Annotated in this window: 22 protein-coding genes and 3 tRNA genes; 15 read left to right on the forward strand and 10 right to left on the reverse strand. The window is 70.9% G+C overall.

Features of this window, described 5'->3' with window-relative positions; all coding sequences use genetic code 11:
* Positions 1-81 precede the first annotated feature (81 nt).
* Together AFM16_RS12845 and AFM16_RS12850 are read right to left on the reverse strand one after the other, a co-directional pair.
* Complete coding sequence (locus tag AFM16_RS12845; RefSeq protein WP_030796208.1) at positions 82-759, reverse strand: response regulator; 678 nt, start codon at positions 757-759, stop codon at positions 82-84.
* A complete protein-coding gene (locus AFM16_RS12850; protein WP_107419073.1) occupies positions 756-2438 on the reverse strand; it encodes a sensor histidine kinase in 1683 nt (560 codons plus the stop codon). Before AFM16_RS12850 ends, AFM16_RS12845 begins: the two co-directional genes overlap by 4 nt.
* Positions 2439-2535: 97 nt before the next feature.
* Between AFM16_RS12850 and AFM16_RS12855 the strand changes: the two genes are divergently transcribed.
* Genes AFM16_RS12855 through AFM16_RS12875 form a run of 5 tightly spaced genes read left to right on the forward strand, consistent with a single transcriptional unit; the run spans position 2536 to position 7171 of the window.
* Complete coding sequence (locus AFM16_RS12855; RefSeq protein WP_078633387.1) at positions 2536-3615, forward strand: Bug family tripartite tricarboxylate transporter substrate binding protein; 1080 nt, start codon at positions 2536-2538, stop codon at positions 3613-3615.
* The gene (locus AFM16_RS12860) at positions 3612-4154 is read left to right on the forward strand and encodes a tripartite tricarboxylate transporter TctB family protein (RefSeq protein ID WP_030796213.1); all 543 of its coding nucleotides are present in this window, start codon (positions 3612-3614) and stop codon (positions 4152-4154) included. Before AFM16_RS12855 ends, AFM16_RS12860 begins: the two co-directional genes overlap by 4 nt.
* Before the next feature lie 19 nt (positions 4155-4173).
* Positions 4174-5682, forward strand: a complete 1509-nt coding sequence (locus AFM16_RS12865; protein ID WP_030796215.1) for a tripartite tricarboxylate transporter permease — start codon at positions 4174-4176, stop codon at positions 5680-5682.
* Positions 5679-6080: a universal stress protein gene (locus AFM16_RS12870; protein WP_030796217.1), complete on the forward strand. Its 402-nt coding sequence runs from the start codon at positions 5679-5681 to the stop codon at positions 6078-6080. Before AFM16_RS12865 ends, AFM16_RS12870 begins: the two co-directional genes overlap by 4 nt.
* The gene (locus AFM16_RS12875; RefSeq protein WP_030796219.1) at positions 6077-7171 is read left to right on the forward strand and encodes a DUF475 domain-containing protein; all 1095 of its coding nucleotides are present in this window, start codon (positions 6077-6079) and stop codon (positions 7169-7171) included. Before AFM16_RS12870 ends, AFM16_RS12875 begins: the two co-directional genes overlap by 4 nt.
* A gap of 9 nt (positions 7172-7180) precedes the next feature.
* On the opposite strand, the gene AFM16_RS12880 is transcribed toward AFM16_RS12875, so the two are convergent.
* Entirely contained in the window at positions 7181-8383 is a 1203-nt protein-coding gene (locus AFM16_RS12880) for a cytochrome P450 family protein (protein ID WP_078633388.1), read from the reverse strand.
* A 126-nt stretch (positions 8384-8509) separates the two neighbouring features.
* On the opposite strand from AFM16_RS12880, the gene AFM16_RS12885 reads away from it, so the two are divergent.
* The 6 genes from AFM16_RS12885 to AFM16_RS12910 all read left to right on the forward strand — a co-directional run bounded on the left by AFM16_RS12885 (position 8510) and on the right by AFM16_RS12910 (position 13142).
* Entirely contained in the window at positions 8510-9496 is a 987-nt protein-coding gene (locus AFM16_RS12885) for an ArsR/SmtB family transcription factor (RefSeq protein WP_167797182.1), read from the forward strand.
* Positions 9497-9625: 129 nt separating this feature from the next.
* Positions 9626-10000, forward strand: a complete 375-nt coding sequence (locus AFM16_RS12890) for a hypothetical protein (protein WP_030796224.1) — start codon at positions 9626-9628, stop codon at positions 9998-10000.
* Positions 10001-10003: 3 nt separating this feature from the next.
* The gene (locus tag AFM16_RS12895) at positions 10004-10561 is read left to right on the forward strand and encodes a hypothetical protein (RefSeq protein ID WP_078633390.1); all 558 of its coding nucleotides are present in this window, start codon (positions 10004-10006) and stop codon (positions 10559-10561) included.
* A 120-nt stretch (positions 10562-10681) separates the two neighbouring features.
* On the forward strand, positions 10682-12406 hold the full coding sequence (locus AFM16_RS12900) for a VanW family protein (RefSeq protein ID WP_078633391.1): 1725 nt from the start codon (positions 10682-10684) through the stop codon (positions 12404-12406).
* A gap of 68 nt (positions 12407-12474) precedes the next feature.
* A complete protein-coding gene (locus AFM16_RS12905; RefSeq protein WP_030796230.1) occupies positions 12475-12732 on the forward strand; it encodes a type II toxin-antitoxin system VapB family antitoxin in 258 nt (85 codons plus the stop codon).
* Complete coding sequence (locus tag AFM16_RS12910; protein ID WP_078633392.1) at positions 12729-13142, forward strand: PIN domain nuclease; 414 nt, start codon at positions 12729-12731, stop codon at positions 13140-13142. Before AFM16_RS12905 ends, AFM16_RS12910 begins: the two co-directional genes overlap by 4 nt.
* Before the next feature lie 7 nt (positions 13143-13149).
* On the opposite strand, the gene AFM16_RS12915 is transcribed toward AFM16_RS12910, so the two are convergent.
* The 6 genes from AFM16_RS12915 to AFM16_RS12940 form a co-directional block, all read right to left on the reverse strand.
* Complete coding sequence (locus AFM16_RS12915; protein ID WP_078633393.1) at positions 13150-14145, reverse strand: hypothetical protein; 996 nt, start codon at positions 14143-14145, stop codon at positions 13150-13152.
* 30 nt (positions 14146-14175) lie between these two features.
* Positions 14176-14982 (reverse strand): hypothetical protein, encoded by an 807-nt coding sequence (locus tag AFM16_RS12920; RefSeq protein ID WP_078633394.1) that lies wholly within the window; start codon positions 14980-14982, stop codon positions 14176-14178.
* 307 nt (positions 14983-15289) lie between these two features.
* Positions 15290-16651, reverse strand: coding sequence for a hypothetical protein (locus AFM16_RS12925; protein ID WP_209313221.1), 1362 nt, complete (start codon positions 16649-16651; stop codon positions 15290-15292).
* Between the two features lie 95 nt (positions 16652-16746).
* Positions 16747-16820 (reverse strand) — tRNA-Ile (locus AFM16_RS12930).
* A 211-nt stretch (positions 16821-17031) separates the two neighbouring features.
* Positions 17032-17104 (reverse strand) — tRNA-Asn (locus tag AFM16_RS12935).
* Between the two features lie 5 nt (positions 17105-17109).
* A tRNA-Asn gene (locus tag AFM16_RS12940) sits at positions 17110-17182 on the reverse strand.
* A gap of 160 nt (positions 17183-17342) precedes the next feature.
* Here AFM16_RS12940 and AFM16_RS12945 point away from each other — a divergent pair.
* The 4 genes from AFM16_RS12945 to AFM16_RS12960 all read left to right on the forward strand — a co-directional run bounded on the left by AFM16_RS12945 (position 17343) and on the right by AFM16_RS12960 (position 23103).
* On the forward strand, positions 17343-17648 hold the full coding sequence (locus AFM16_RS12945) for a hypothetical protein (RefSeq protein ID WP_030796240.1): 306 nt from the start codon (positions 17343-17345) through the stop codon (positions 17646-17648).
* Between the two features lie 62 nt (positions 17649-17710).
* On the forward strand, positions 17711-19165 hold the full coding sequence (locus AFM16_RS12950) for an FGGY family carbohydrate kinase (RefSeq protein WP_078633395.1): 1455 nt from the start codon (positions 17711-17713) through the stop codon (positions 19163-19165).
* A 276-nt stretch (positions 19166-19441) separates the two neighbouring features.
* A complete protein-coding gene (locus AFM16_RS12955) occupies positions 19442-21175 on the forward strand; it encodes an ABC transporter ATP-binding protein (protein WP_078633396.1) in 1734 nt (577 codons plus the stop codon).
* Positions 21175-23103, forward strand: a complete 1929-nt coding sequence (locus AFM16_RS12960; RefSeq protein WP_078633397.1) for an ABC transporter ATP-binding protein — start codon at positions 21175-21177, stop codon at positions 23101-23103. The genes AFM16_RS12955 and AFM16_RS12960 overlap by 1 nt, the downstream gene beginning before the upstream one ends.
* Positions 23104-23221: 118 nt before the next feature.
* Here the strand turns inward: AFM16_RS12960 and AFM16_RS12965 are convergent, their stop codons facing one another.
* Positions 23222-24481, reverse strand: coding sequence for an RNA polymerase sigma factor (locus AFM16_RS12965; protein ID WP_078633398.1), 1260 nt, complete (start codon positions 24479-24481; stop codon positions 23222-23224).
* Between the last annotated feature and the right edge of the window lie 68 nt (positions 24482-24549).

A 24549-nucleotide genomic window follows, 5' to 3' on the forward strand; every position in this document is an offset into this window, starting at 1 on the left:
TGTGGAAACGCCGACGGCCAGTCTGCGGTGCCCGCGCCCCGGCGCACGCCGAGGACCGCCGACGCCGCCCCGAGTCCACCCCTACGGCACCCGCCAGTGGTAGCGCCGCTCCGGCCGGCCCGCCTGTCCGTACCGCAGGGTGACCTCCGCGCGGCCGGTGACGGTGAGGTGCTCCAGGTAGCGGCGGGCGCTCACCCGGGAGACGCCGACCCGGGTGGCGCACTCGGCCGCGGACAGGGTGCCGTCGGCCGCGCGCAGGGCGCGTTCGACGAGTTCGGACGTCTCGACGCTCATGCCCTTGGGGAGCGTGGGCGCCGCCACCGGTGCCGCGACCCGGCCGAGCGCCCGGTCGACGTCGGCCTGTCCGCGGACCGTCCCGGCGGCCAGGTCGCCGCGCCGGGAGCGGTAGCGCGCCAGCCGTTCCCTGAGGTCCTCGGCGTCGAAGGGTTTCAGCAGATAGTCGACCACGCCCTGGCGGACGGCGGCGCGGACCGCCTCCGCCTCCCGGGCGGCGCTGATCACCATCACGTCGCAGTCGTGTCCTGCGGTGCGCAGCCGCGGGACGACGTCCAGGCCGAACATGTCCGGCAGATACAGGTCGAGCAGGACCAGGTCGGGCTGGAGTTCGGCGGCGGCGGTGAGCGCCTGTTCGCCGCAGTCGGCGGTGCCGACCACCCGGAAACCGTCGACGCCGTCCACGAATCCGCGGTGGATCCGCGCCACCATGAAGTCGTCCTCCACCACGAGCACGTCGATCATCGGACTCCCTCCGGCTGCGGACCGGTCGGCCGGCCCACGGACATCCAGGCGACGAACATCGCGCCTTCCTGTGTGTTGGACACCGACACCTCGCCGCCCCGGCGGGTGCACACCAGCCGGGTGAGCGCCAGCCCGATCCCCCGGTCGCCGCCGCGCGCGGCCTTGGTGGTGAAGCCGTGCAGGAACACCTCCTGCGCCAGCTCGGGGGCGATGCCGGGGCCCGAGTCGCGGACGACGATCTCCACGCTGGAGGTGTCCTGGCGCAGTTCGACCTCCACCCAGGCGTCGTCGTCCTGGTCGCCGGCCGACGTGGCGGCGGCGTCGAGGGCGTTGTCGACGAGGTTGCCGAGCACGGTCGCCACGTCCGCCGAGTCGGCCGGGTCCAGCTTGTCCAGCGCGGTGCGTTCCGAGATCCGCAGCCGCACCTTGCGTTCGGCGGCCAGCGCGGACTTCGCCATCAGCAGCGCGGCGACCGCCCGGTCCCGGACCCGGCTGGTGAGGGTCAGATCGAGCGAGTCCCGGTGCCGGCGCAGGGCGCGGACGTACCGTACGACCTCGTCGTGCTCGCCGATCTGGATCAGCCCGGAGATGGTGTGCAACTGGTTGGAGAACTCGTGGGCCTGCGCCCGCAGCAGTTCGGTACTGCTCCGGAAGGAGCCCAACTCGCGCTCCAACTGGGCGAGTTCGGTGCGGTCGCGGAGGGTGGTGACCGAGCCGAGGCGACGGCCGTCCTTGGTGACGTCCATCCGGTTCATCACCAGCACCCGGCCCCGGCGCAGCACCACCTCGTCCCTCGGCGCCACCTCCCCGCGGGGCGCACCGTCGTCCCGCCGCTCCCCTCCCGTGCCGCCCGCCAGGACGTCGTACAGCCGCCCCTCGATGCCGAGGTCGGACAGGCTGCTGCCGACGCAGTCCTCGGGCAGGTCGAGGAGGGCGCGGCCGACCTCGTTGACCAGGGTGAGCCGTAGCTGCGGGTCGAGCGCGACGACGCCCTCGGCGAGGCCGAACAGCATGGCCTCGCGGTGTTCGGCGAGACCGGCGATCTCGCGCGGTTCCAGGCCGAGGGTCTGGCGTTTGATCCGCCGGGCCAGCAGCCAGGATCCGGCCACGCCGAGGACGCTCGCGATGCCGAGGTAGGCGAGCAGATAGGAGGAGGCGCCGCTCAGCCGCTGCCAGACGGTCGGGGAGACCCGGCCGATCATGACCGTGCCGAGATGGTCGCCGAGCCGGTCCCGGTCGTCGCCGAGCACCGGCACCTGGGCCACCAGTTCACGCACCCCGTCCACCTCCAACTCCCCCGACCAGCCGCGCGCTTGGGCCGGTTCGGGGCCGGCGACCGGCAGCGGGGTGCCGATCAGGGTGGGGTCGGTGGCGGCGACGATCTCGCCGGACGCGTCGGCGACGGTGACGGAGGAGACGTTCGACTGGGTGCGCCGGGTCTGGAGCAGCGGCGCGAGCGTCTCGGCGGGCGCGGGGCTGACGAGCTGGCTGCGCAGCAGGGGGTTTCCGGCCAGTTCCTCGGCGAGGGCGGTGACCCGGCGGCCCTCGACGCGGTCGAACGTCGCCTTGGACTGCGCCAGCGACACCGCGGCGACCGCGACGAGCACGACCACCACGATGGCGAGCTGGAGGACCAGCAGCTCACCGGCGAGCGTGGGGCGGCGGGACGTCACGACCACAATGAACTCAACCTTCAATGGTCACACAAGGCAGACGGGGTGTCCGAGGGATCGCACAATCATGGCGCCGGACCCGCCCAAGCGAAAGAGATGAGCCATGAGATCTCGCAGAGCCGCGTTTCTCTCCGCTCCCGCCCCTGCTGCCGACCGTGTTCCCGCCCGTGTTCCCGCCCGTCTCCCCTCCCGTGTTCTCGCCCCTGTCCTCGTCGCGGTGTCGCTGCTCGCCGTCAGTGCCTGCGGGGCCACCGCCGACAAGGGCGCGGGGAGCGGGGGCGCGAGCGGCAAGCCCGTCGGCGGGCTGCGGCTGATGGTGCCCAACACCCCGGGCAGCGGCTACGACGTCACCGCCCGCACCGTCGCGCAGGTGATGCAGGACGCCGACGTGGCGACCGGGATGCAGGTGTACAACCTGCCCGGCGCCGGCGGCACGGTGGGCCTCCAGCGGCTGGTGAACGAGGACGGCAACGGCAAGCTGGCCATGCAGATGGGCCTGGGTGTCGTCGGGGCGGCGTACACCTCGAAGTCCTCGGCCAAGCTGACGCACACCACCCCGATCGCCAAGCTGATCGAGGAGGCCGGGGCGATCGTCGTCGCGAAGGACTCGCCGTACAAGACGATCGGCGATCTGGTCACCGCGTGGAAGAACGACCCCAAGTCGGTCGCCGTGGGCGGCGGTTCCTCGCCGGGCGGCCCGGACCACCTGCTGCCGATGCAGCTCGCGCGGGCGGTGGGCATCAAGCCCAAGGACGTCAACTACGTCTCCTACGACGGCGGCGGCGAGCTGCTGCCGGCCGTCCTCGGCAACAAGATCGCCTTCGGGGCCAGCGGGTTCGGCGAGTTCCTCGACCAGATCGAGGCAGGGCAGGTCCGGATCCTCGCGGTGACCAGCGAGGAGCCGATCGACGCGGTCGCCGAGGCCCCCACCCTCAAGGACTCCGGGATCGACCTGGTCTTCACCAACTGGCGCGGGATCGTGGCCCCTCCCGGGATCAGCGACGCCGAGAAGAAGACCTGGGTCGACAGCGTCACGCGGATGCACGACTCGAAGCAGTGGCGGACGGAGCTGACCAAGCGCGGCTGGACGGACGCCTTCGTCACCGGTGACGACTTCGGCGTCTATCTGAAGAACCAGGACAAGTCCGTGGCCAGCCTGCTCACCGAGCTCGGCCTGGCATGAGCACCAAGACGAATGAGACGGACGAGCCGGTCCTCCGGGACACCCGTCCGCCCCGGGGCGAGGACCGCGCGCAGTACGGCGTGTGCGCCTTCCTCGCCCTGCTGGGCACGGCGGTGGTCGTGGACGGCCTCGGCATCCCGCACCTCACCAGCGGCATCGACCCGGTCGGCCCGCGCGCGGTCCCGCTGGCCCTCGGCGTCGCGCTGGTGATCGTCGCCGTCCTGTACGCCGTCGACGTGGCGCGCGGCGGCCGCGGCGAGCCGGAGAGCGGCGAGGACGTCGACCTGACGCGGGGCGGCGACTGGCGCACGGTCGCCCTGCTGACCGGCGCGTTCGTGGTGAACGCGGTGCTGATCGAGCGGCTCGGCTGGGTGATCAGCGGCGCCCTGCTCTTCTGGGGCAGCGCCTTCGCCCTCGGCAACCGGCACCACCTGCGCAATCTGGCGATCGCGGCGGCACTGTCGCTCGGCACGTTCTACGCCTTCGCCATCGGGCTCGGTGTGAACCTCCCGGCCGGTGTCCTGCAAGGAATCCTGTGACGGACGAGTGATGGACAGCCTGAACAACCTCGACAACCTCATGCAGGGCTTCGCGGACGTCCTCGCCCCGATGAACCTGCTGCTCGCCCTGATCGGCGTCGTCATCGGCACCGCCGTCGGCGTCCTGCCCGGCATCGGCCCAGCGATGACCGTCGCCCTGCTGCTGCCCGTCACCTACGGCATGGAGCCGGTCCAGGCGTTCATCATGTTCGCCGGCATCTTCTACGGCGGCATGTACGGCGGCTCGACCACCTCCATCCTGCTGAACACGCCCGGCGAGTCGTCGTCGGTGGTGACGGCCGTCGAGGGCAACAAGATGGCGAAGGCGGGCCGGGCCGCGCAGGCCCTGGCCACCGCCGCGATCGGCTCGTTCGTTGCGGGCACCATCGGCACCCTGCTGCTGGTCCTGGTCACCCCGTTCGTGGTCGACTTCGCGGTCTCCCTCGGCGCCCCCGACTACTTCGCCCTGATGCTGCTGTCGTTCGTCGCGGTCACCTCCGTCCTCGGCGCCTCCCGGCTGCGCGGTCTGGCCTCCCTCCTCCTCGGCCTGACCATCGGCCTGGTCGGCATCGACGCGGTGTCCGGACAGCAGCGGCTGACCCTCGGCATCCCCCAACTCGCCGACGGCATCGACGTGGTGGTGGTCGCCGTGGGCATCTTCGCCGTCGGCGAGGCGCTGTGGGTGGCCGCGCATCTGCGGCGCAGACCCGCCGAGATCGTCCCGGTCGGCCGGCCGTGGATGGGCCGCGACGACTGGAAACGGTCCTGGAAACCCTGGCTGCGCGGCACCGCGTACGGCTTCCCCTTCGGCGCGCTGCCGGCCGGCGGCGCCGAGATCCCCACCTTCCTGTCCTACGCCACGGAGAAACGGCTCAGCCGGCACCCCGAGGAGTTCGGCAAGGGCGCCATCGAGGGCGTCGCCGGACCGGAGGCCGCCAACAACGCCTCCGCGGCGGGCACGTTGGTCCCCATGCTGGCCATCGGCCTGCCCACCAACGCCACCGCCGCCGTGATGCTCGCCGCCTTCCAGTCGTACGGCATCCAGCCCGGCCCCCTGCTGTTCGAGCGCGAGGCGAGCCTGGTGTGGGTGCTGATCGCCAGCCTGTTCGTCGGCAATCTGCTGCTGCTCCTGCTCAACCTGCCGCTCGCGCCCGCCTGGACCGGACTGCTGCGGATCCCGCGCCCCTACCTCTACGCGGGCATCCTGTTCTTCGCGTCGATGGGCGCGTACGCCGTCAACGCCCAACCGCTGGACCTGTTCCTGCTGCTGATCCTCGGACTCCTCGGCTTCGCGATGCGCCGCTTCGGACTGCCGGTCCTGCCGCTGATCATCGGCGTGATCCTCGGCCCGCGCGCCGAACTCCAGGGCCGGCGCTCCCTCCAACTGTCCGGCGGCGAACTGTCGGGGCTGGTGGGCGGCCCGGTGTCGTACACCGTCTACACGGTGATCGCCCTGGTGCTGGTCTGGCCGCTGCTGCGGCGGTTCGTCCGACGTCCCCTGTCCTCCCGAGAGGAAGTACGAGCATGACCGTCCTGGTGGGATACGTCCCCTCGCCCGAGGGGGAGGCCGCCCTGCGCGCGGGGATCGACGAGGCGCGGCGGCGCGGGGAGAAGCTGCTGGTGGTGAACACCTCGCGGGCGGACGCGACGGTGGATCCCGGGTTCGCTCAGGAACCGGATCTGGACCATGTCCGCGAGGACCTGGGCGCCCTCGGCATCGACTTCGACCTGCGCCAGATGCTCGGCGGCGGCGACCCGGCCGAGGAGCTCCTCCACCTCGCCGGAGGGGCCGACGTGTCCCTGGTGGTGATCGGACTGCGGCGGCGCAGCCCGGTCGGCAAGCTGCTCCTGGGCTCGACGGCCCAGCGGATCCTGCTGGGCGCCGGCTGCCCGGTCCTCGCGGTGAAGGCGGCGGTCGGCGCATGATCCTGCGGACATTCGGCTGGTCGTTCGCCGTCACGGCGCTCGGACTCGCCTTCGCGGCCTGGCAGTGGGGCTGGGAGGCGTTCGGGATCGTCCTGATCCTCTCCGTGCTGGAGATATCGCTGTCCTTCGACAACGCGGTGGTCAACGCCGGGGTCCTGAAGAAGATGAACGCCTTCTGGCAGAAGGTCTTCCTCACCGTCGGCATCCTGGTCGCGGTCTTCGGGATGCGGCTGGTCTTCCCGGTGGTGATCGTGGCGGTCAGCGCCGAGACCGGCCCGGTGGAGGCGGTCCGGCTCGCCCTCGACGAACCGGCGCGGTACGAGGCCCTGGTCACCGACGCCCACCCTGCGATCGCGGCCTTCGGCGGCATGTTCCTGCTGATGATCTTCCTGGACTTCGTCTTGGAGGACCGGGACATCAAGTGGCTCACCCGGCTGGAACGCCCGCTGGCCAGGCTCGGCAAGGTCGACATGCTGTCGGTCTGTGTCGCGCTGGGCGCGCTGCTGATCACCGCGACGGCCTTCGCGACGCACGCGCACATCAGCACGGGGCACACCGACAAGTCGGCGACCGTGCTGCTCGCGGGCGTGGCCGGGCTGGTCACGTATCTCGTGGTGGGCGGCCTCTCGGGCTATTTCGAGAGCCGGCTGGAGGACGAGGAATCGTCGTCCGGTGACCGGCCGGTGTCCGCCGTCGCCCTCGCCGGGAAGGCCGCGTTCTTCCTCTTCCTCTATCTGGAGGTCCTGGACGCCTCCTTCTCCTTCGACGGCGTGATCGGCGCGTTCGCCGTCACCAACCACATCTTCTGGATGGCCCTCGGGCTCGGCATCGGCGCGATGTACGTGCGCTCGCTCACCGTCCACCTGGTCCGGCAGGGCACCCTGGACGACTACGTCTATCTGGAGCACGGCGCCCACTACGCGATCGGCGCGCTGGCGGGGATCCTGCTGGTCACCGTCCGGTACGAGGTGAACGAGATCGTCACCGGACTGATCGGCGTCCTGCTGATCGCGGCGTCGTTCGTGTCGTCGGTACGACGGAACAGGGCGCTGGCACGGGGGGAGACGGAGGAGGTCGGGGCGGGGGTGTGAGCGCGGGGGCTAGAACTGCACTGGCAGCGCCCGCAGCCCCCGCGACCGCATCGAAGGCCGCCACTCCACCTCGTCCGGTGATCCGTCGAGCGCCAGCCGGGGGAAGCGTTCCAGAAGGACGGACAAGGCGATCTCGGCCTCCAGCCGGGCGAGCGGCGCACCGAGGCAGTAGTGGATGCCGTGCCCGAGCGCGAGATGGCCGGTGACGTCGCGGCCGAGGTCGAGCGTGTCGGGGTCGGCGAACCGGCGCGGGTCCCGGTGCGCGGCGGCCAGCGACAGCAGCACGGTCTCCCCGGCCGGGACGGTGACCCCGCCGATGGTGACGTCCTCGACGGGGAAGCGCCGGATGGCGAGCGGGACGGGACCGTCGTAGCGGGCGAGTTCCCACACCGCGTCGCCGAGCCGCCCGGGTTCGGCGCGGATCTCGGCCAGTTGGCCGGGGTGGGTGAGCAGGGCGAGGGTGGCGTTCGCGATCAGGTGGACGGTGTTCTCGTACCCGGCGAACAGGATGAGGAAGGCCAGCGACATCAACTCGTCCTCGCTGAGCCGGTCCTCGTCGTCGCGTACGGCGACCAGGTCGGAGAGCAGATCGTCGGCGGGGTCGGCCCGCTTGGCGGCGAGGAGACGGGCGAGGAAGCCGATCAGCGCGCGGACGGCGTCCTTGGCCCGCTCCGGCCGGGCGGGGTCGGGGATCACGATGGCGTCGGTCCAGTTCCGGAAGTCCGGCCGGTCGGCCTCGGCCACGCCCAGCAGTTCGCAGATGACGGTGATCGGCAGCGGGGCGGCGTACGCGGCGATCAGGTCGGCGCGGCCCAGCGGTTCGACGGCGTCGAGGAGCGTGTGCGCGGTCCTGCGGACGGGCTCGCGCAGTGCGGCGATCCGGCGCGGGGTGAACGCCTTCACCACCAGCCGGCGGATGCGGGTGTGGTCCGGCGGGTCCATGTTCAGCAGGTTGGCGTCGAGCGCCGGGGGCAGCGCGAGTCCGCGGTAACCTCCGGGTTTCGCACGGCTCTTGTCGAGGGAGAGCCGCGGATCGGCGAGGGCGTGGCGCACGTCGTCGTAGCGGGTGACCAGCCAGGCGGGGAGACCGTCCGTCCCGGTGAAGCGGTGGACGGGCCCCGCCTCCCGCAGCCGCGCGTACACCGCGTAGGGGTCGGCGAGCAGCTCCTCGGTGTCAACGGACGGTGTCTGACCGGGTGTCGTGGTGGACATGGGCTCCACCCTATGCAGCGACACCCGGCCGACGACGGCAAGGAATCGCCTAGGGGACGTTTACTCCGCTCGCTTCTCATGGAGTCGCAGAGCCTTCAGCTCTGCCGTGCGACCGGAGGGGGACCCGTGCTTCGCATCCACTTCAGCAGTGCCGATCTCGGCCGCTTACGTCTGGCCACACAGCCGGACGTCATGTGGGAGACCGTCCTGAGTCTTCATCAACTCGCCAGTCCCGACCCGTTCTTCGCGCCGTGGCGGCGGACCGCCTGCCGGGCGCTGGCCGACGCCGGGCTCGGCCCGGACATCCGGCTGCTCACGGCGATCGCGCCCATCAGCTCCTACTTTCCCGACTTCCTGACCCCGCCCGGACACACCACGGCCCTGGAGACCGGGATCGACGGGGTGCTGTCCACGGCGAGACGCCGGCTGCGCGCCGAGATCGACCGGCTGCTGGAGGCGCGGTCCTGTCCGTCGGGGCGGCTCGACGGCATCGGAGCCGGGCGGCCTCCCGCGCTGCACCGGCTCGGCGCGGCCCTGCGCCGCTATCACGCCGTCGCGCTCGCCCCGTACGCCCCCGGTCCGCTCGCCTGGGCCCGCCGTGACATGGCCCGCCGGGCCGCGGTACTCCTGGAGCAGGGCAGCGAGGCCATGCTCAACGACCTCTGTCCCGGCCTGCGTTGGCGCCCTCCCGTGCTGGAGGTCAGCTACCCGGTGGCCCGGAACGTCCGGCTCGCCGGGCGCGGCCTCTACCTGGTCCCCAGCTTCTTCTGCCACAACCACCCGATCGGCTTCGCCGACCCCGAACTGCCACCGGTGCTGATCTATCCGGTCGCGCGCACCGCGCTGTGGATCCCGCGGACGTCGTCGGCGGAACGGGGCGTCGGACAGGGCCTGGAGGAGCTGATCGGCCCGACCCGCGCGGCCGCGCTGCGCTTCCTGGACACGGGCCACAGCACCACCGCGTTGGCCGGCCGGCTGTGCGTCTCCGCGTCGACGGCCAGCCGGCACGCGGCCGCGCTGCGCCGGGCGGGCCTGGTGGCGACGGAACGGCTGGGCGCGTCCGTCCTGCACACCCGCACCCGCCTGGGTACGGAACTGGTGCACGGCGCGTGAACCGGGCACGCATCAGGCCCGGTTGCGCCGCCTTTGCCTGAACACGCAATAGGTACGCCGACGCGAACGGCGTCCGTAGCGTTCCCTCCGAACGCACAACTCCCTTTCATGGAAGGAAGCGTGAGGACGATGGCAGGCAGATTCTCCTTCTCCCCGCGGAGGTCCGCCGCGGCCGCCGCCGTGACGGCGATGATGGTCGTCGCGCCGGTGATCGCCGCGACCGACGCCCATGCCCTGGGCAACAACCGTGAGGTGTCGCGCAGTTGTGGCACCAACCGGGTCTCCAGCGGCTGGACCGGAAGCTACAACTGGGCGCTGACCGTGAAGGCGTCGGGCGACTGCGCGGGCCGGCTGAGCTCCGCCCTGGAGCGCAACAACGGCTACTGGACGCCCCGCGTGTACGGCACCAGCAGCCGCGCGTACGCCACCGACACGACCAACCCGGTGGCCGACCGCTACGGCCTGCACTGGGGATGCGACTCCTGCAACGTCACCAGGTCCTGACCCGTGCGCCGAGCGACGATCGCCGTCGCGGGGATCCTGGCCGCCGTCGCCGTGGGCTGTGCCCCGGCCGGCGACGGCGGCCGGGAGCACTCCGGCGACATACCGCTCCCCGGCCAGGAATGGGCCCTGGGCGACGGAAAGGTCACGGCCGCGGAATACCGTACGGCGGTGAACCGGTTCGTCTCCTGCGTACGGGACGCCGGATACCCGGTGGGCGCCCCGGTCCGCAGCCCGGCGGACGGCCTCACGCTGATCTACGACATCACGCCCAGCGGCGACCCGACCACTTACAACGAGGCCGTCCAGACCTGCAACCTCGCGCATCTGTCGATGGTCGAACCGGCCTTCGTGGAGGCCCACACCCAGGTCATGGCCCGCCCGCTGAGGGCGGCGGTCAGCGCCTGCGTGAGACGCCAGGGCGTGCACGTGACGACCAGGGAGCGCAACCTCGCCGACTTCGCGGCCTCCGCCGAGGACGAGACGAAGGTCGTGGACTGCGTGACGGGCCAGTGGCGCCATGTGTACCCGGAGCTGCCGTCGGTGGTGCCGCTGCGCTTCTGACCGATGTGAGCCGACCCACAAGGTGTCGCATGACATATGCACCTATATCGACGAATGGGTACATTGGGCCGCTGCTAATCCGTCCGCAGTCCCCTCTGCTCCGTCCGTTCTTGGAGATCCATGCGCCCCCGCCCCCGAATAGCCTCCGTGCCGCCCCTCGCCCTCGTGGGCGGTGCGCTGACCGTCGGCGTCGGAGGTGTGTATCTGGCCGGGCTGCTGCTCACGGGCGGTGACATCGAGGCGGGCACGACGGTGCGCGGGGTGGACATCGGGGGCCTCAGCCGTACGGAGGCCGTCCACAAGCTGGACGCACGCCTGACGGCGGCGGCCCCGCGGGAACTGTCCGTGACGGTCGGCGACCGCAGCGGAACCGTCGACGCGCGGCAGGCGGGGATCAGCTACGACGCCGAGCGGACCGTGGACCGTGCGTCACGCACGGCCTCCGACCCGGTCAGCGTGATCGGCGGCCTGTTCAGCTCGGGCGGCGGCGGGGCCGTCGAGCCGGTCGTGGACGTGGACGAGGACAAGGCGCGCACGACGCTCGGCAAGCTGGCGAAGACCCTCGACCAGAAGGTCCGGGACGGCGCCGTCTCCTTCTCCGGCACCAAGATCCAGCAGGTCACGCCGCAGCGCGGGGCGGCCTTGGACGTGGACGCGGCGGTGGACACGCTCCGGAGCGCGTTCCTGCGCGACACGGCGAACGCGGTGACGGCCCTGCCGGTCCACGAGACCGAGCCGAAGGTGAACGCGCAGGAGGTACGCCGGGCGATACGCGACATCGCGCAGCCGGCCGTGTCCGCTCCCGTCACCCTCACCACGGAGGGCAGACGCATCACGATCGCCCCCGCCGACCTCGCCGCACACCTGACCCTGCGCCCGGACGCCTCCGGCAGCCTGACCCCGCACCTGGACGCCAAGGGTTTGTACTCCGCCCCCGCGGTACAACGCGCCCTGGCCGGCGTCACGACGACACCCGCGAACGCCACATTCGCCCTGAACGGCGACCGCGCCGTGGTCACGGACAACGGCCGCACCGGCATCCGCATCACCGACAAGGCCCTGGGCAAGGCGGTCCTCCCCCTGCTCACCAAGACGGGCACGGCGGCCCGCACCGGCGAGGTGGCGGCGATCCGCACCGAGCCGAAGCTGACCGGGGCGAACGCCGCCCGCCTGGGCGTGAAGGAAAAACTCTCCTCCTTCACGGTCAACTTCGAACCGGCCCCGTACCGCACGAAGAACATCGGCCGGGCCGTGGAACTCATCAACGGCTCCGTCGTCGCCCCGGGCGAGACCTGGAGCTTCAACCGCACCGTCGGCCAGCGCACCGAGAGCAACGGTTTCGTCGAGGGCATCATGATCCTCGACGACCAGTTCACGAAGGCCCCGGGCGGCGGCGTCTCCGCGGTCGCCACGACCGTCTACAACGCGATGTTCTTCGCCGGCGTCAAGCCCGTCGAACACGGCGCCCACTCCTTCTACATCGAGCGCTACCCCGAGGGCCGCGAGGCGACGGTCGCCTGGGGCAGCCTCGACCTCCGCTTCACCAACGACCTGGGCCACACCCTCTACATCCAGGCCGAGTCCACGGACCACTCGGTGACGATCAACTTCCTGGGCACGAAGAAGTACGACGCGATCACCTCGGTGACGGGCCCCCGCACGAACATCCACCAGCCGGCCCACATGGTCAACAACGACCCTCGCTGCGTCCCGCAAACCCCCCTGGAGGGCTTCGACGTCGAGGTGGACCGCGTCTTCCACCAGAACGGCAAGGAAGTAAAGCGAGAGCCCTTCCACACGCACTACACGCCGCGGGACGAAATCATCTGCACGAACGCCGAGTGACGGCCTTCGCACCCAATACATACCGAGCCATGTATCTTGATATAAGACTCTGTATATAAGGGGGCGGGATGAGCCGCACCGTGATCGATCTCGACGACGAGGCCCTGGAAGCCGCCGCCAAGGAGCTCGGCACCACGACCAAGCGCGACACCATCAACACCGCCCTGCGGGAGGTCACGGCCCGCTACCGGCGACTGCGCGCCCTGGAGCAAGCGCGCGAACTGACCGCCGAAGGCGCCCTGGACATCAGCCTGCTTCTCGACAAGGGCAAGTACCGTCCCGTCGGCGAGCCGGGCGACGTCCGCGACGCGGGAGCCGACGAGTGACCGTCGCCGACTACCTGATCGACACCTCCGCCCTCGCCCGCGTTCTCCTCGGCCGGACCACGGCCGAGTGGGACGACAGAATCGGCGCGGGACTCGTCGCCCTGTGCGACATCACCGAACTGGAAGTCCTCTACTCCGCGCGCTCGGCGGCGGACCGGGAACGCGTGAAGCACGCGCTCGACGCTCACTACACCTGGTGCCCCATGCCCGACGGCGTCTTCCGACGCGCACGCGTCGTCCAGGAGTTGCTCACCGCCAAGGGCGAACACCGCAGCGCGGGCCCCGTCGACCTTCTGGTGGCCGCTGCCGCGGAAGAGGCGGGGCTGACACTGCTCCACCACGACCGCGACTTCGAGACGATCGCCCGCACGACCGGCCAGCCCGTACGCATGATCGATCTCCGGAACTGATCCTCTGCTACTGGCCGACAAGGCCGAGGGGGTGGTGCGGGTCGCGGGGGCACGCGGCGATGGTCAGCCGGCCGCGCCCCGGTGAGACCGCGGTAGGGACATTGGCCCCCATGCTGTCCGCCTCCCCCCGGTCCTCATAGGGGATCCAACTCCTCGTACTGGGGTCCCATTCGGTGTGGTCGACCGTCAGGAGCGGACCGAGTTCCGCGCCGCAGACGGAACAGGGCAGCGGCCGCGGTCCCGTGAGCGGCCAGGCGATGTGGCCGCCGACCTTCCAGCCGGGAGCCGTGGACGCGTCCGAGAGGTACTGAGGCCCTCCGTCGTCCTCCGGGCCTTCCCATACGTCGATACGGTCCCGCAGCGAGGGGGCGAGGGCCATGAGGTCCGGGTGCTCGACGATCTCCTCGGGATGCAGCACGCAGGGAGCGGGGACGAGTTCCCGCCGCCCCACGACTTGAGGAGCGGGCTGCTCCGCCAACGGCGAAGTGACGTCTTCGGAGTGACGCCAACGCAACTCCACATGGAGGTCGTGACGGCTGTCCCCGTGCCGCTCGAAACCGCACCAGAACACCTGGAGCAGGTCCCCCTCCCCTATATCGGGCAGGCCGGGGACGTCACGCCGGTACAACTGGGCCACGGCGATCATGGGAACCGGGTCCGTGTCGGCAAGATGCGGGGCATGCCGCCCACGCCTGAACCCGGCGAGTTCATCGACCTCCTCGGCATTCGGCCCGAACCGCGGATCACGCCGCCAGGCCCGCTCAAGGATCTCCCGCTCCCGCACCACATCGGAGTAGCGGTAGCCACTGCCGCGCTTGTGCGGAATCGCGCAGACCGGCCAGGGCTCACCGTCGGGCCACAGCAACGGTCCACCGACGGAACTGTCCCGCACCGTCGGAACCCCGCGCCGCGGATGCAGCCGAGTGGCGCCCCGACGCAAGACACCGAGCTCCGGGAAGACCGCTTCCACGTCGAGGGGGCGGGGTGGGGTGGTGCGGGTCATGGTCCAAGACTCCCGAGGGTGACGTGTACGTCAAGCGGACCGATGCCCCACCCAGACCACCGCCGCAGCATGCACCTGATGCGTCCACTCGTGGGGCCTGTCGCTCCGCGCGATAGATTCCCACAGCCGCTCCTGGGCGCGAGCGAAGGCGTCGATGTGGTGCGCCGGTGTGCTGTTCCAGGCGGGGTGCAGCGCCGCCAGGCTCTCGGCCTCCCCGGCACTGTGCCCAGAGACGATGAGCCAGACCACCCACAACGCGGGGTCGATCCAGGGCGCCCCACTGGAGGCCCACGCCCAGTCCACGAGCCGGGCACGCCCGTCGGCGACGAGGACGTTGTCCGGTTTCCAGTCGGTGTGCAGCAGGGCCCGCCCCTCGAAGAACCGCATGTCGTCAGGGTCAGTGACGTAGCTGCTCATGCGCTGCGACATGGTCTTGATCTCGACGTCCGGAGGCGCCACGGCGGAGGCGAGACTCCGCATGGCCCGCAGCACGAGTGCGATGTCCGGGGATCCCGGCGCGTAGTCGGCGTGCCGTCCCCCGAGGTCCTCGAAGACCAAGAGGTCCCACCCACCTCGCCGGATATGCCGAAGCAGAGCGGGGGCAAGTCCACAGGTCGCGTGATTGACGTCTGCCTCACGCCGCTGAGTCCAGACGCGCGGATGGTCCTGACTGAGCCCCTTGACGAAGACGGAGCCTCCGCTGCCCAGACGCAGCCGGGCAGCGATCTCACTGTTGTGCCCGGCCCCCACCATCTCGACGCCGACCACGGGACCCACGGCTTCCTCGATCACCTTCAGCACGTCGACGGGGAGTTCGGTCAGGCGGTGGGTTGCCAAGGGGGTGCTCCCGGAGAATTGAGTTCTGTTGAGGTAACGCGGGGGGTCTCGGCTTCGAAGCGTGAATGGCACCCTGGGGCTTCGACCAGAACGTGGATCAAGCGAAGGAAGCACCCGGGTGAACACTTCGGCACCTCCGTCCACCTGTCCGGACCGTGCCCAGGCCGGGTTCGGCTCCTGGTGTGCAGGCTCGTCCTGACCGTCGGTCATCTCGGCACGGCGTATCTGGTCGTCATCGCGTACCTGGCCGCCGCCGCGCTGCTGCGGCTGACGCTTCTCGCTCCGGAACTCTGAGCCCCTCAAGGGGTCACAAGCCCGCCGCAGCGAGGATCCGATACATACGGGGCGGTGGCAGCGTGGTGTTGGCCGCGGCCTCGTCCGTGACCTGGGGGTCCGGGTCCGAGAGCAGGTCTTCCAGCAGGGTGGCCGTGATGTTGGGGTGGCGTGCGACTCCTCGGCGTATGAAGGGCTCCGCGGCGGTGGCCAGTCGGCGGAGGTCCGGGACCGGGAGTTCCGGGTCCTGGAGGGCGAGGTAGCGGGCGTTCGGGGTCGGTTCGTCGGTGAAGGTGCGCAGGAGGTGGCGGGGGAAGTTGGGGTGGTCCACGTGCAGGGGGCGGATGTGGAACACGTCGCCGTGGGCGCGTACCAGACGCTCCAGGACCTGTGGTGGGGTGTCAGGACGGCGGGCGGCGGCGCGGCGGACCGCGAGTTCGGGGTCGTCGTCCAGGCGGCGCCACGCCACTTCGGGCAGGTCACGGCAGGAGGCCAGGACACGCCGGAATTCCGTGTGCGGGCAGTCCAGGTAGGTCAGCCGCTCGGCAAGGGGCACGTCGCGCAGCCAGGTCGGGCCGGGGGAGTTCCAGGTCAGGGCAATCTCGGCCTCGATGTCCCCGGCCGCGCGTTCGGCTTCAACCAGGGCGTACAGGCGGTCCCGGGTCTCTCCGTCCACATGGCGACTCCGCGCCACCCCGACCCGTACGTGCGGGTCGTCGACGTGCAGGAGATGGGCGACCGTCTCCGTCGGCAGGTGCGGGTTCTCGGCGACGGCCCGCTGGACCTCCAGGTCCCCGCTCCGGACGAGCTGCCCGAACTGCTCCGCCGTGAACGGCACATGCCGCGCCACGTTGACGCGCACGGCGGGGTCGGCCAGGCAACGGTCCCTCCACTCGGGCGGGACACCCGGCTGCTCATGCTCCGTGGCCGTCGCACGGACCTTCGGGTCCGGGTCGGCGAGCAGTTCCGCCTGTACCGCGAGAGGGCGGTCGTACCAGGCGCGGGCGACCGCGGCCCGCAGGCTCGGACTCGGTGCGCCGACGAGTGCCGTCCGGGGCCGGCCGTACGCCTCCTCCAGCGCGTCGATGCCGATCGACACCTCGCGCTCCACCGTGCCGCGGACGAAGTCCGGGAACGCGTCCCGGATCGCCGGATCGGGATGCCCGGTGATCCTCCGGCGCATCTCCGGGGAGATCCGGTCCCCGTGCAGGCCCACCGCGCTGTCGCCACCGCCGTGCGTCAGCAGCGCCTCGACCACGACGTCCTCCAACCGCCCGCGCCGCAACGCCATCCCGTGCCGCCCGGCCTTGTGCGCGGCCAGGCGCACCAGGACGTCCTGAGGGGCCGCCGGATTCCGCCCCAGCCCGGAGAGTCGGGGATGGTCGAGGCTTGTCATGCCCTCAGCCTTCTCAAGACGACGAAGGCCCCTCCGCAGGAAGGGGCCTGATGCTGTGCCGCAGGTGGAAAGCATTCTGCTCGCGTAGCGAAGAGTGGGGCGGGTGGGACTCGAACCCACGGCCGACGGATTATGAGTCCGCTGCTCTAACCGGCTGAGCTACCGCCCCATAGCGGCGTGTCGCGTACATGTGTGCGCGCCGTCTGCCGCAGCATAGCCGCTCATACGATCTCACGCTCCGGCTGGTCGGCCCTGCATGACCATGGAGACTGCGCTGCGGCCTGCGCGGTTCCCTGTCGGGGTGACGTCGGCGGGGGACGTGCCGGCGGGGGCGTGACACCACATGAAAAAGGACCCTCTAGGGGTCCTCGTTCACGATGCTCCCCCGACTGGACTCGAACCAGTAACCTGCCGGTTAACAGCCGGCTGCTCTGCCAATTGAGCTACGGAGGACCGAGCTCCCCCGACTGGACTCGAACCAGTAACCTGCCGGTTAACAGCCGGCTGCTCTGCCAATTGAGCTACGGAGGAATGCCTCGTTGCATCGAACGTACCTACCTGGGTATTCGCCAGGGGGCGCTCGCTCGCTGCGACACATACATTAGCGCAAGCAGGGGGGTGCTCCGCCAATCGGTTCCCCCCGGCGCCGCTGACCGTGCCAGGGACCTACACAAGGGAGAGGGTGGCTGTCATGCGCTACCGGCTCACGTTCGTCGTCGGACTCGCCGTGGGTTATGTACTGGGCACGCGGGCCGGGCGGGAGCGTTACGAGCAGTTGAAGAAGTCCGCGCGCCAGGTCGCGCAGAACCCCGCCGTGCGCAACACCGCCGAGACGGCCGCCCAGCAGGGCCGGCACTACGCCGGAGTGGCGTATCACACGGTGAGTGTCAAGGTCGGCGAGCGGATGCCGGAGGCGGTCGCGGGCCGGGTGCGGTCGCTCCGGGAGCGCAGCTCGCACGACGGCGGCGGGGACGACTGGGGCACCAGCAACACCTGACGCCACCCGCCTGGCTCACCGCCCGGCACGTTCACCCCGTGCCGTGCGGCAGAATTTTGGCCATGGGGATAGTCGCCGGGTTGGACAGTTCGCCCGATTTCACTCGTATCGTCGTCTGCGACGCCGACTCCGGCGCCGTGCTCAGGCAGGGCTACGCACCGCATCCGATCGACGGTCCGGCGGGTGGGGCACGGCCGAGCGACGTCGATCCGCAGGCCTGGCTGCTGTCCCTCGGTGAGGCCGCCGGCGGGGGGCTGCTCGAAGGCGTCCAGGCCATCGGGGTCTCCTCGCAGCAGAACGCGCTCGTGCCGCTCGACGCGCAGGGCACCACCGTGCGGCCCGCGATGGTCGGCGGGGACAAGCGGGCGCAGGTCGCGGCCGCCGATCTGATCGACGCGCTCGGCGGCCGCGAGGCATGGGCGCAGGCCGTCGGCTGTGTGCCGCAGGCCGCGCAGCCGGTGACCAAGCTGCGCTGGCTCGCGAAGAACGAACCCGAGGCCGCGCTGCGCACCGCCGTCCTGCTCCAGGCGCACGACTGGCTGGTCTGGCAGCTCCTCGGGCGGCCGGTCCGCAGAACCACCGACCGGGGCGGCGCCTCGGGCACCGGCTACTGGTCCGCCGCCACCGGCGGCTACCGTCCCGACCTCGTGGAGCTGGCGCTCGGTCACCAGGCCCTGCTGCCGGAGGTGATCGGCCCCTCCGACGCGGCCGGTACGACCCCGGAGGGGCTGCTGATCTCGGCGGGCACCGGCGAGACCATGGCCGCCGCGTTCGGTCTCGGCATCGGCCTCGGGGACGCGGTGGTGTCCCTGGGCGCCTCCGGCTCGGTGATGGCCGTGCACCGCGAGGCGCTCGTGGACCAGAGCGGCATGATCACCTCGCTGGCGGACGCGACGGGCATGCATCTGCCCGTCGTCACCACCCTCAACGCGGTACGGACCCTGCGCGGCGCCGCCGAGCTGCTCGGCGCGCCCGATCTGGAGACCCTCTCCGAGCTGGCGATGAAGTCGACGCCGGGCTCGCACGGGCTGGTCCTGCTCCCCTATCTGGAGGGCGAGCGGACGCCGAACCTGCCGCACACCGCCGGCACCCTGATGGGCCTGCGGCGCGAGTCCATGAAGCCCGAGCACTTCGCGCGGGCCGCGTTCGAGGGCATGCTGTGCGGGCTCGCGGACGCGCTGGACGTACTGCGCGGGCGCGGGGTGGACGTACGGCGGGTGTTCCTGCTGGGCGCGGCGGCGGAGCTGCCGGCCGTGCAGGCGGCGGCGCCTCCGCTGTTCGGCGCGCAGATCGTCGTACCGCAGCCCGCCGACTACGCGGCGATCGGGGCGGCGCGGCAGGCCGCGTGGGCGCTCGGGGCGAAGCAGGGCACGCTGGACCCGCGGACCCCGCCGCTCTGGCAGGGACCGGCCGCTCAGGTGTTCGATCCGGGCGAGGAGCTGGCCGTGGGGCAGGCCGTGCGTCAGCAGTACGTGTCGGTGCGGGAGCAGACCCACCCCGGCGCGTTCAGGCAGTAGACCGGCACGTTCCGGCAGTAGACCGGTGCGTTCCGGCAGGAAACCGGAGCGGTCCGGCAGGAAACCGGAGCGGTCCGGCAGGAAACCGGAGCGGTCCGGCAGGAAACCGGAGCGGTCCGGCAGGAAACCGGAGCGGTCCGGCAGGAAAACCGACGGTCGGCGCACCGCTCTCGGATTAATCGGTTGAGGTAACGCGGGGGGAGTGTTCCACGATAGGGGCCAGGGGCAACCAATGTCCCTCGCCCGCCCCTCCCCGCCGACTCCGAGAGACGTTGCGTGCTCATACGACTACTGCGGACCTATCTCAGGCCCTACCAGAAACCCATCGCCCTGCTGGTGCTGCTCCAGTTCCTGCAGACCTGCGCCTCCCTGTACCTGCCCACGCTGAACGCGCACATCATCGACGAGGGTGTCGTCGAGGGGGACACCGGTTACATCCTGTCCTTCGGCGGTCTGATGATCGCCATCTCGCTGGCGCAGGTCGTGTGCAACATCGGCGCCGTGTACTACGGGGCGAGAACCGCCTCCGCGCTCGGCCGGGACATCCGCGCGGCCGTCTTCGACCGGGTGCAGTCCTTCTCGGCCCGGGAGGTCGGGCACTTCGGCGCGCCCTCGCTGATCACGCGGACCACCAACGACGTGCAGCAGGTCCAGATGCTGGCCCTGATGACGTTCACCCTGATGGTGTCGGCGCCCATCATGTGCGTGGGCGGCATCGTCATGGCGCTCGGCCTGGACGTGCCGCTGTCGGCGGTGCTGGTCGCCGTGGTCCCGGTGCTCGGCATCTGCGTGACGCTGATCGTGCGTCGGCTGCGGCCGCTGTTCCGGTCGATGCAGGTGCGGCTGGACACCGTGAACCGGGTGCTGCGCGAGCAGATCACCGGCAACCGGGTGATCCGCGCCTTCGTCCGCGACGGCTACGAGGAGGAGCGGTTCCGCGAGGCCAACAGGGATCTGACCGACATCTCCCTGAAGACCGGCAACCTGCTGGCCTTCATGTTCCCGGTGGTCATGACCACGGTGAACGTGTCCTCGATCGCCGTGGTCTGGTTCGGCGCCCACCGCATCGACAGCGGAGGGATGCAGATCGGCGATCTGACCGCGTTCCTCGCCTATCTGATGCAGATCGTGATGTCCGTGATGATGGCCACCTTCATGTTCATGATGGTGCCGCGCGCGGAGGTGTGCGCCGAGCGCGTCCAGGAGGTGCTGGAGACCGAGTCCTCGGTGGTCCCGCCGGTGGCCGCGGTGCGCGAGCTGCGCCGGCACGGGCATCTGGAGATCCGGGGCGCCGGGTTCCGCTACCCGGGTGCCGAGGAGCCCGTCCTCAAGACCGTCGACCTGGTGGCGCGGCCCGGTGAGACGACCGCCGTCATCGGCTCCACCGGCAGCGGCAAGTCCACCCTGCTCGGCCTGGTCCCGCGGCTCTTCGACGCCACCGACGGCGAGGTCCTCGTCGACGGGGTCGCCGTCGCCGACATCGACCCCGTGGTCCTGGCCAGGACCGTCGGACTCGTCCCGCAGAAGCCGTACCTGTTCGCCGGCACCGTCGCCACCAACCTGCGCTACGGCAACCCGGACGCCACCGACGAGGAGCTGTGGCAGGCGCTGGAGGTGGCACAGGCCAGGGAGTTCGTGAGCGGCCTCGAGAACGGCCTCGACTCCCCCATCGCCCAGGGCGGCACCAATGTCTCCGGCGGTCAGCGGCAGCGGCTCGCGATCGCCCGCACCCTGGTGCAGCGGCCGGAGATCTACCTCTTCGACGACTCCTTCTCCGCCCTCGACTACGCCACCGACGCGGCCCTGCGCGCGGCGCTCGGCCGGGAGACCGCCGAGGCCACCGTGGTGATCGTCGCCCAGCGGGTGGCGACCATCCGCGACGCCGACCGGATCGTCGTCCTCGACGAGGGCCGGGTCGTCGGCACCGGCACCCATCACGAACTGATGGCCGGCAACGAGACCTACCGGGAGATCGTGCTCTCCCAGCTCACGGAAGCGGAGGCCGCCTGATGGCCGGGCCCATGGGGCGCATGATGGCCGGCACCGGCCCCGACAGCCGCTCGCTGGACTTCAAGGTGTCCGGCAGGAGGCTGCTCGCCCAGTTCAAGCCGGAACGGCTCACCCTCTACGCGATGCTGGTCTGCGTCGTGCTCAGCGTCGGCCTGAACGTGATCGGGCCGAAGATCCTCGGCAAGGCCACCGACCTGGTCTTCGCCGGGATCGTCGGCCGCGAGATGCCGGCCGGCGCCAGCAAGGAGCAGGTCCTCGACTCGATGCGCGAGAGCGGTGACGGCAAGGTCGCCGACATGCTCAGGAGCACCGACTTCACCCCCGGCCGGGGCATCGACTTCGGCCAGGTCGGCGAGGTCCTGCTGTTCGCGCTCGGGGTGTTCCTCGTCGCCGGTCTGCTCATGGCCGTCGCGACGCGGCTGGTCAACCGGGCCGTCAACCGCACCATGTTCCGGATGCGCGAGGACGTGCAGACGAAACTGTCGCGGCTGCCGCTGTCGTACTTCGACAAGCGCCAGCGCGGCGAGGTGCTGTCCCGGGCGACCAACGACATCGACAACATCGGGCAGACCCTCCAGCAGTCGCTGGGTCAGCTCATCAACTCGCTGCTCACCGTGATCGGCGTGCTGGCGATGATGTTCTGGGTGTCCTGGCTGCTCGCGCTGGTCGCGCTGGTGACCGTGCCGCTGTCGGCGGTCGTCGCCACCCGGGTCGGCAAGCGGTCGCAGCCGCACTTCGTGCAGCAGTGGCGCTCCACCGGCAAGCTCAACGCCCACATCGAGGAGATGTACACCGGGCACACCCTGGTGAAGGTGTTCGGCCGCCAGGACGAGTCGGCGCGGCAGTTCGCCGAGCAGAACGACGCGCTGTACGAGGCCGGGTTCCGGGCGCAGTTCAACAGCGGCGTGATGCAGCCGCTGATGATGTTCGTGTCGAACATCAACTACGTGCTGGTGGCGGTCGTCGGCGGTTTGCGGGTCGCGTCCGGCTCGCTGTCCATCGGTGACGTGCAGGCGTTCATCCAGTACTCCCGCCAGTTCTCCATGCCGCTGACGCAGGTCGCGTCGATGGCGAACCTGGTGCAGTCCGGCGTCGCCTCGGCGGAGCGGATCTTCGAACTGCTGGACGCGGAGGAGCAGCAGGCCGACCCGGTCCCGGCACAGCGCCCCGCCGAACTGCGCGGGCGGGTGGCGCTGGAGGACGTGTCCTTCCGCTACGACCCCGACAAGCCGCTGATCGAGAGCCTGTCGCTGGCCGTGGAACCGGGCCACACGGTGGCGATCGTCGGCCCCACGGGCGCCGGCAAGACCACCCTGGTCAACCTGCTGATGCGGTTCTACGACGTGTCCGGCGGCCGGATCACCCTCGACGGCGTGGACATCGCGTCGATGACCCGGGACGACCTGCGGGCCGGGATCGGCATGGTGCTCCAGGACACCTGGCTGTTCGGCGGCACCATCGCGGAGAACATCGCGTACGGCGCGGCGCGCGAGGTGAGCCGGGACGAGATCGAGGAGGCGGCGCGGGCGGCCCACGCCGACCGGTTCATTCGTACCCTGCCCGACGGCTACGACACCGTGATCGACGACGAGGGCAGCGGGGTCAGCGCCGGTGAGAAGCAGCTCATCACCATCGCGCGGGCGTTCCTGTCCGACCCGGTGATCCTGGTCCTGGACGAGGCGACCAGCTCGGTCGACACCCGTACGGAGGTGCTGATCCAGAAGGCGATGGCGAAACTCGCGCACGGCCGCACGTCGTTCGTCATCGCCCACCGGCTCTCCACGATCCGGGACGCGGACACGATCCTGGTGATGGAGAACGGTTCGATCGTGGAACAGGGCGCGCACGGGGAGCTGCTCGCGGCGGGCGGGGCGTATGCGCGCCTGTACCAGGCCCAGTTCGCCCAGGCGGTGGCCGAAGTGGACTGACCGCGGGCCGGTGGATGGCCGGTCGCGCAGTTCCCCGCGCCCCTGAGGTACGTGCAGCTCAACGCCCTCAAGGGGCGCGGGGAACTGCGCGATCAGCCCCCACTGCCCGCAGACGGCGTCAATCCAGATAGCCCCGAAGCTGATCCGCAAACGCATGATCGCGAAGCTTATTGAGCGTCTTGGACTCGATCTGCCGGATCCGCTCCCGCGTCACACCGAAGATGCGCCCGATCTCCTCCAGCGTGCGCGCGCGCCCGTCGACCAGCCCGTACCGGAGCTGGACGACCTTGCGCTCGCGCTCGCCGAGGGTGGAGAGCACGGCCTCCAGGTGCTCCCTCAGGAGGAGGAACGCGGCGGACTCCACGGGGCTCGCCGCGTCGCCGTCCTCGATGAGGTCGCCGAGGGCCACGTCGTCCTCCTCGCCCACCGGGGCGTGCAGGGACACCGGTTCCTGGGCGAGCCGCAGCACCTCGCCGACGCGCTCCGGGGCCAGGTCGAGCTGGTCGGCGACCTCCTCGGCGGTCGGTTCGTAGCCGCGTTCCTGGAGCATGCGGCGCTGGACGCGGACGACACGGTTGATCAGCTCGACGACATGGACCGGGACGCGGATGGTGCGGGCCTGGTCGGCCAGCGCCCGGGACATGGCCTGGCGGATCCACCAGGTGGCGTACGTGGAGAACTTGTAGCCGCGGGCGTAGTCGAACTTCTCGACGGCGCGGATCAGCCCGAGGTTGCCCTCCTGGACCAGGTCGAGCATGGTCAGGCCGCGGCCGACGTACCGCTTGGCGACGGAGACGACGAGCCGCAGGTTGGCCTCGATCAGGCGGCGCTTGGCCATCCGGCCCCGCACCACAAGGCGGTCGAGGTCGACGGCGAGCTGGCTGTCCAGGTCGGGGGTGCTGCCGAGCTTCTCCTCGGCGAACAGGCCGGCCTCGACCCGGCGGGCCAGTTCGACCTCCTCGGCCGCGGTGAGCAGCGGGATCCGGCCGATCTCCCGCAGGTACTGGCGGAACAGGTCGGAGGACGGGCTGCCGTTCTCGGTGGCGCGGGCGGGCCGCGCCTCCACGGGCTCCGGGTCCTCGGCGGCCTCCGCCGGCAGGTGGGCGGGCGGCTCCAACTCGGTGTCGGGGCCGCTCGTGTCGGGGCCGGTCTCCGGGTCCCCTTCCGGGTGGTGCGGGGCGCGGCCCTGCGGGGGCACCGCCGCCACCCGGACGCCGGGCTCGGCGTCGGGCTCCGCGCCGTCGGCCGGGCCGGCGCCGCTCGTGCGCTCGGCGGTGCCGGCGGTCTGGGTCAGGGTCTGGGTCTGCACCGGGGCGACCTCCAGGATGATCGCTGCTGAGGTGAGCAGCAGCGGTACTCGGGCGGAGTCGGCGACCACGCCGCGTCCGTCAGGGATCGGCCGCGCTCCGAGGACTCAGGCACCGGAACCCAGTGTGGGGTACGACA

It is taken from the genome of Streptomyces antibioticus (assembly GCF_002019855.1).
In the GTDB taxonomy this organism is placed as follows: Bacteria; Actinomycetota; Actinomycetes; order Streptomycetales; family Streptomycetaceae; genus Streptomyces; species Streptomyces antibioticus_B.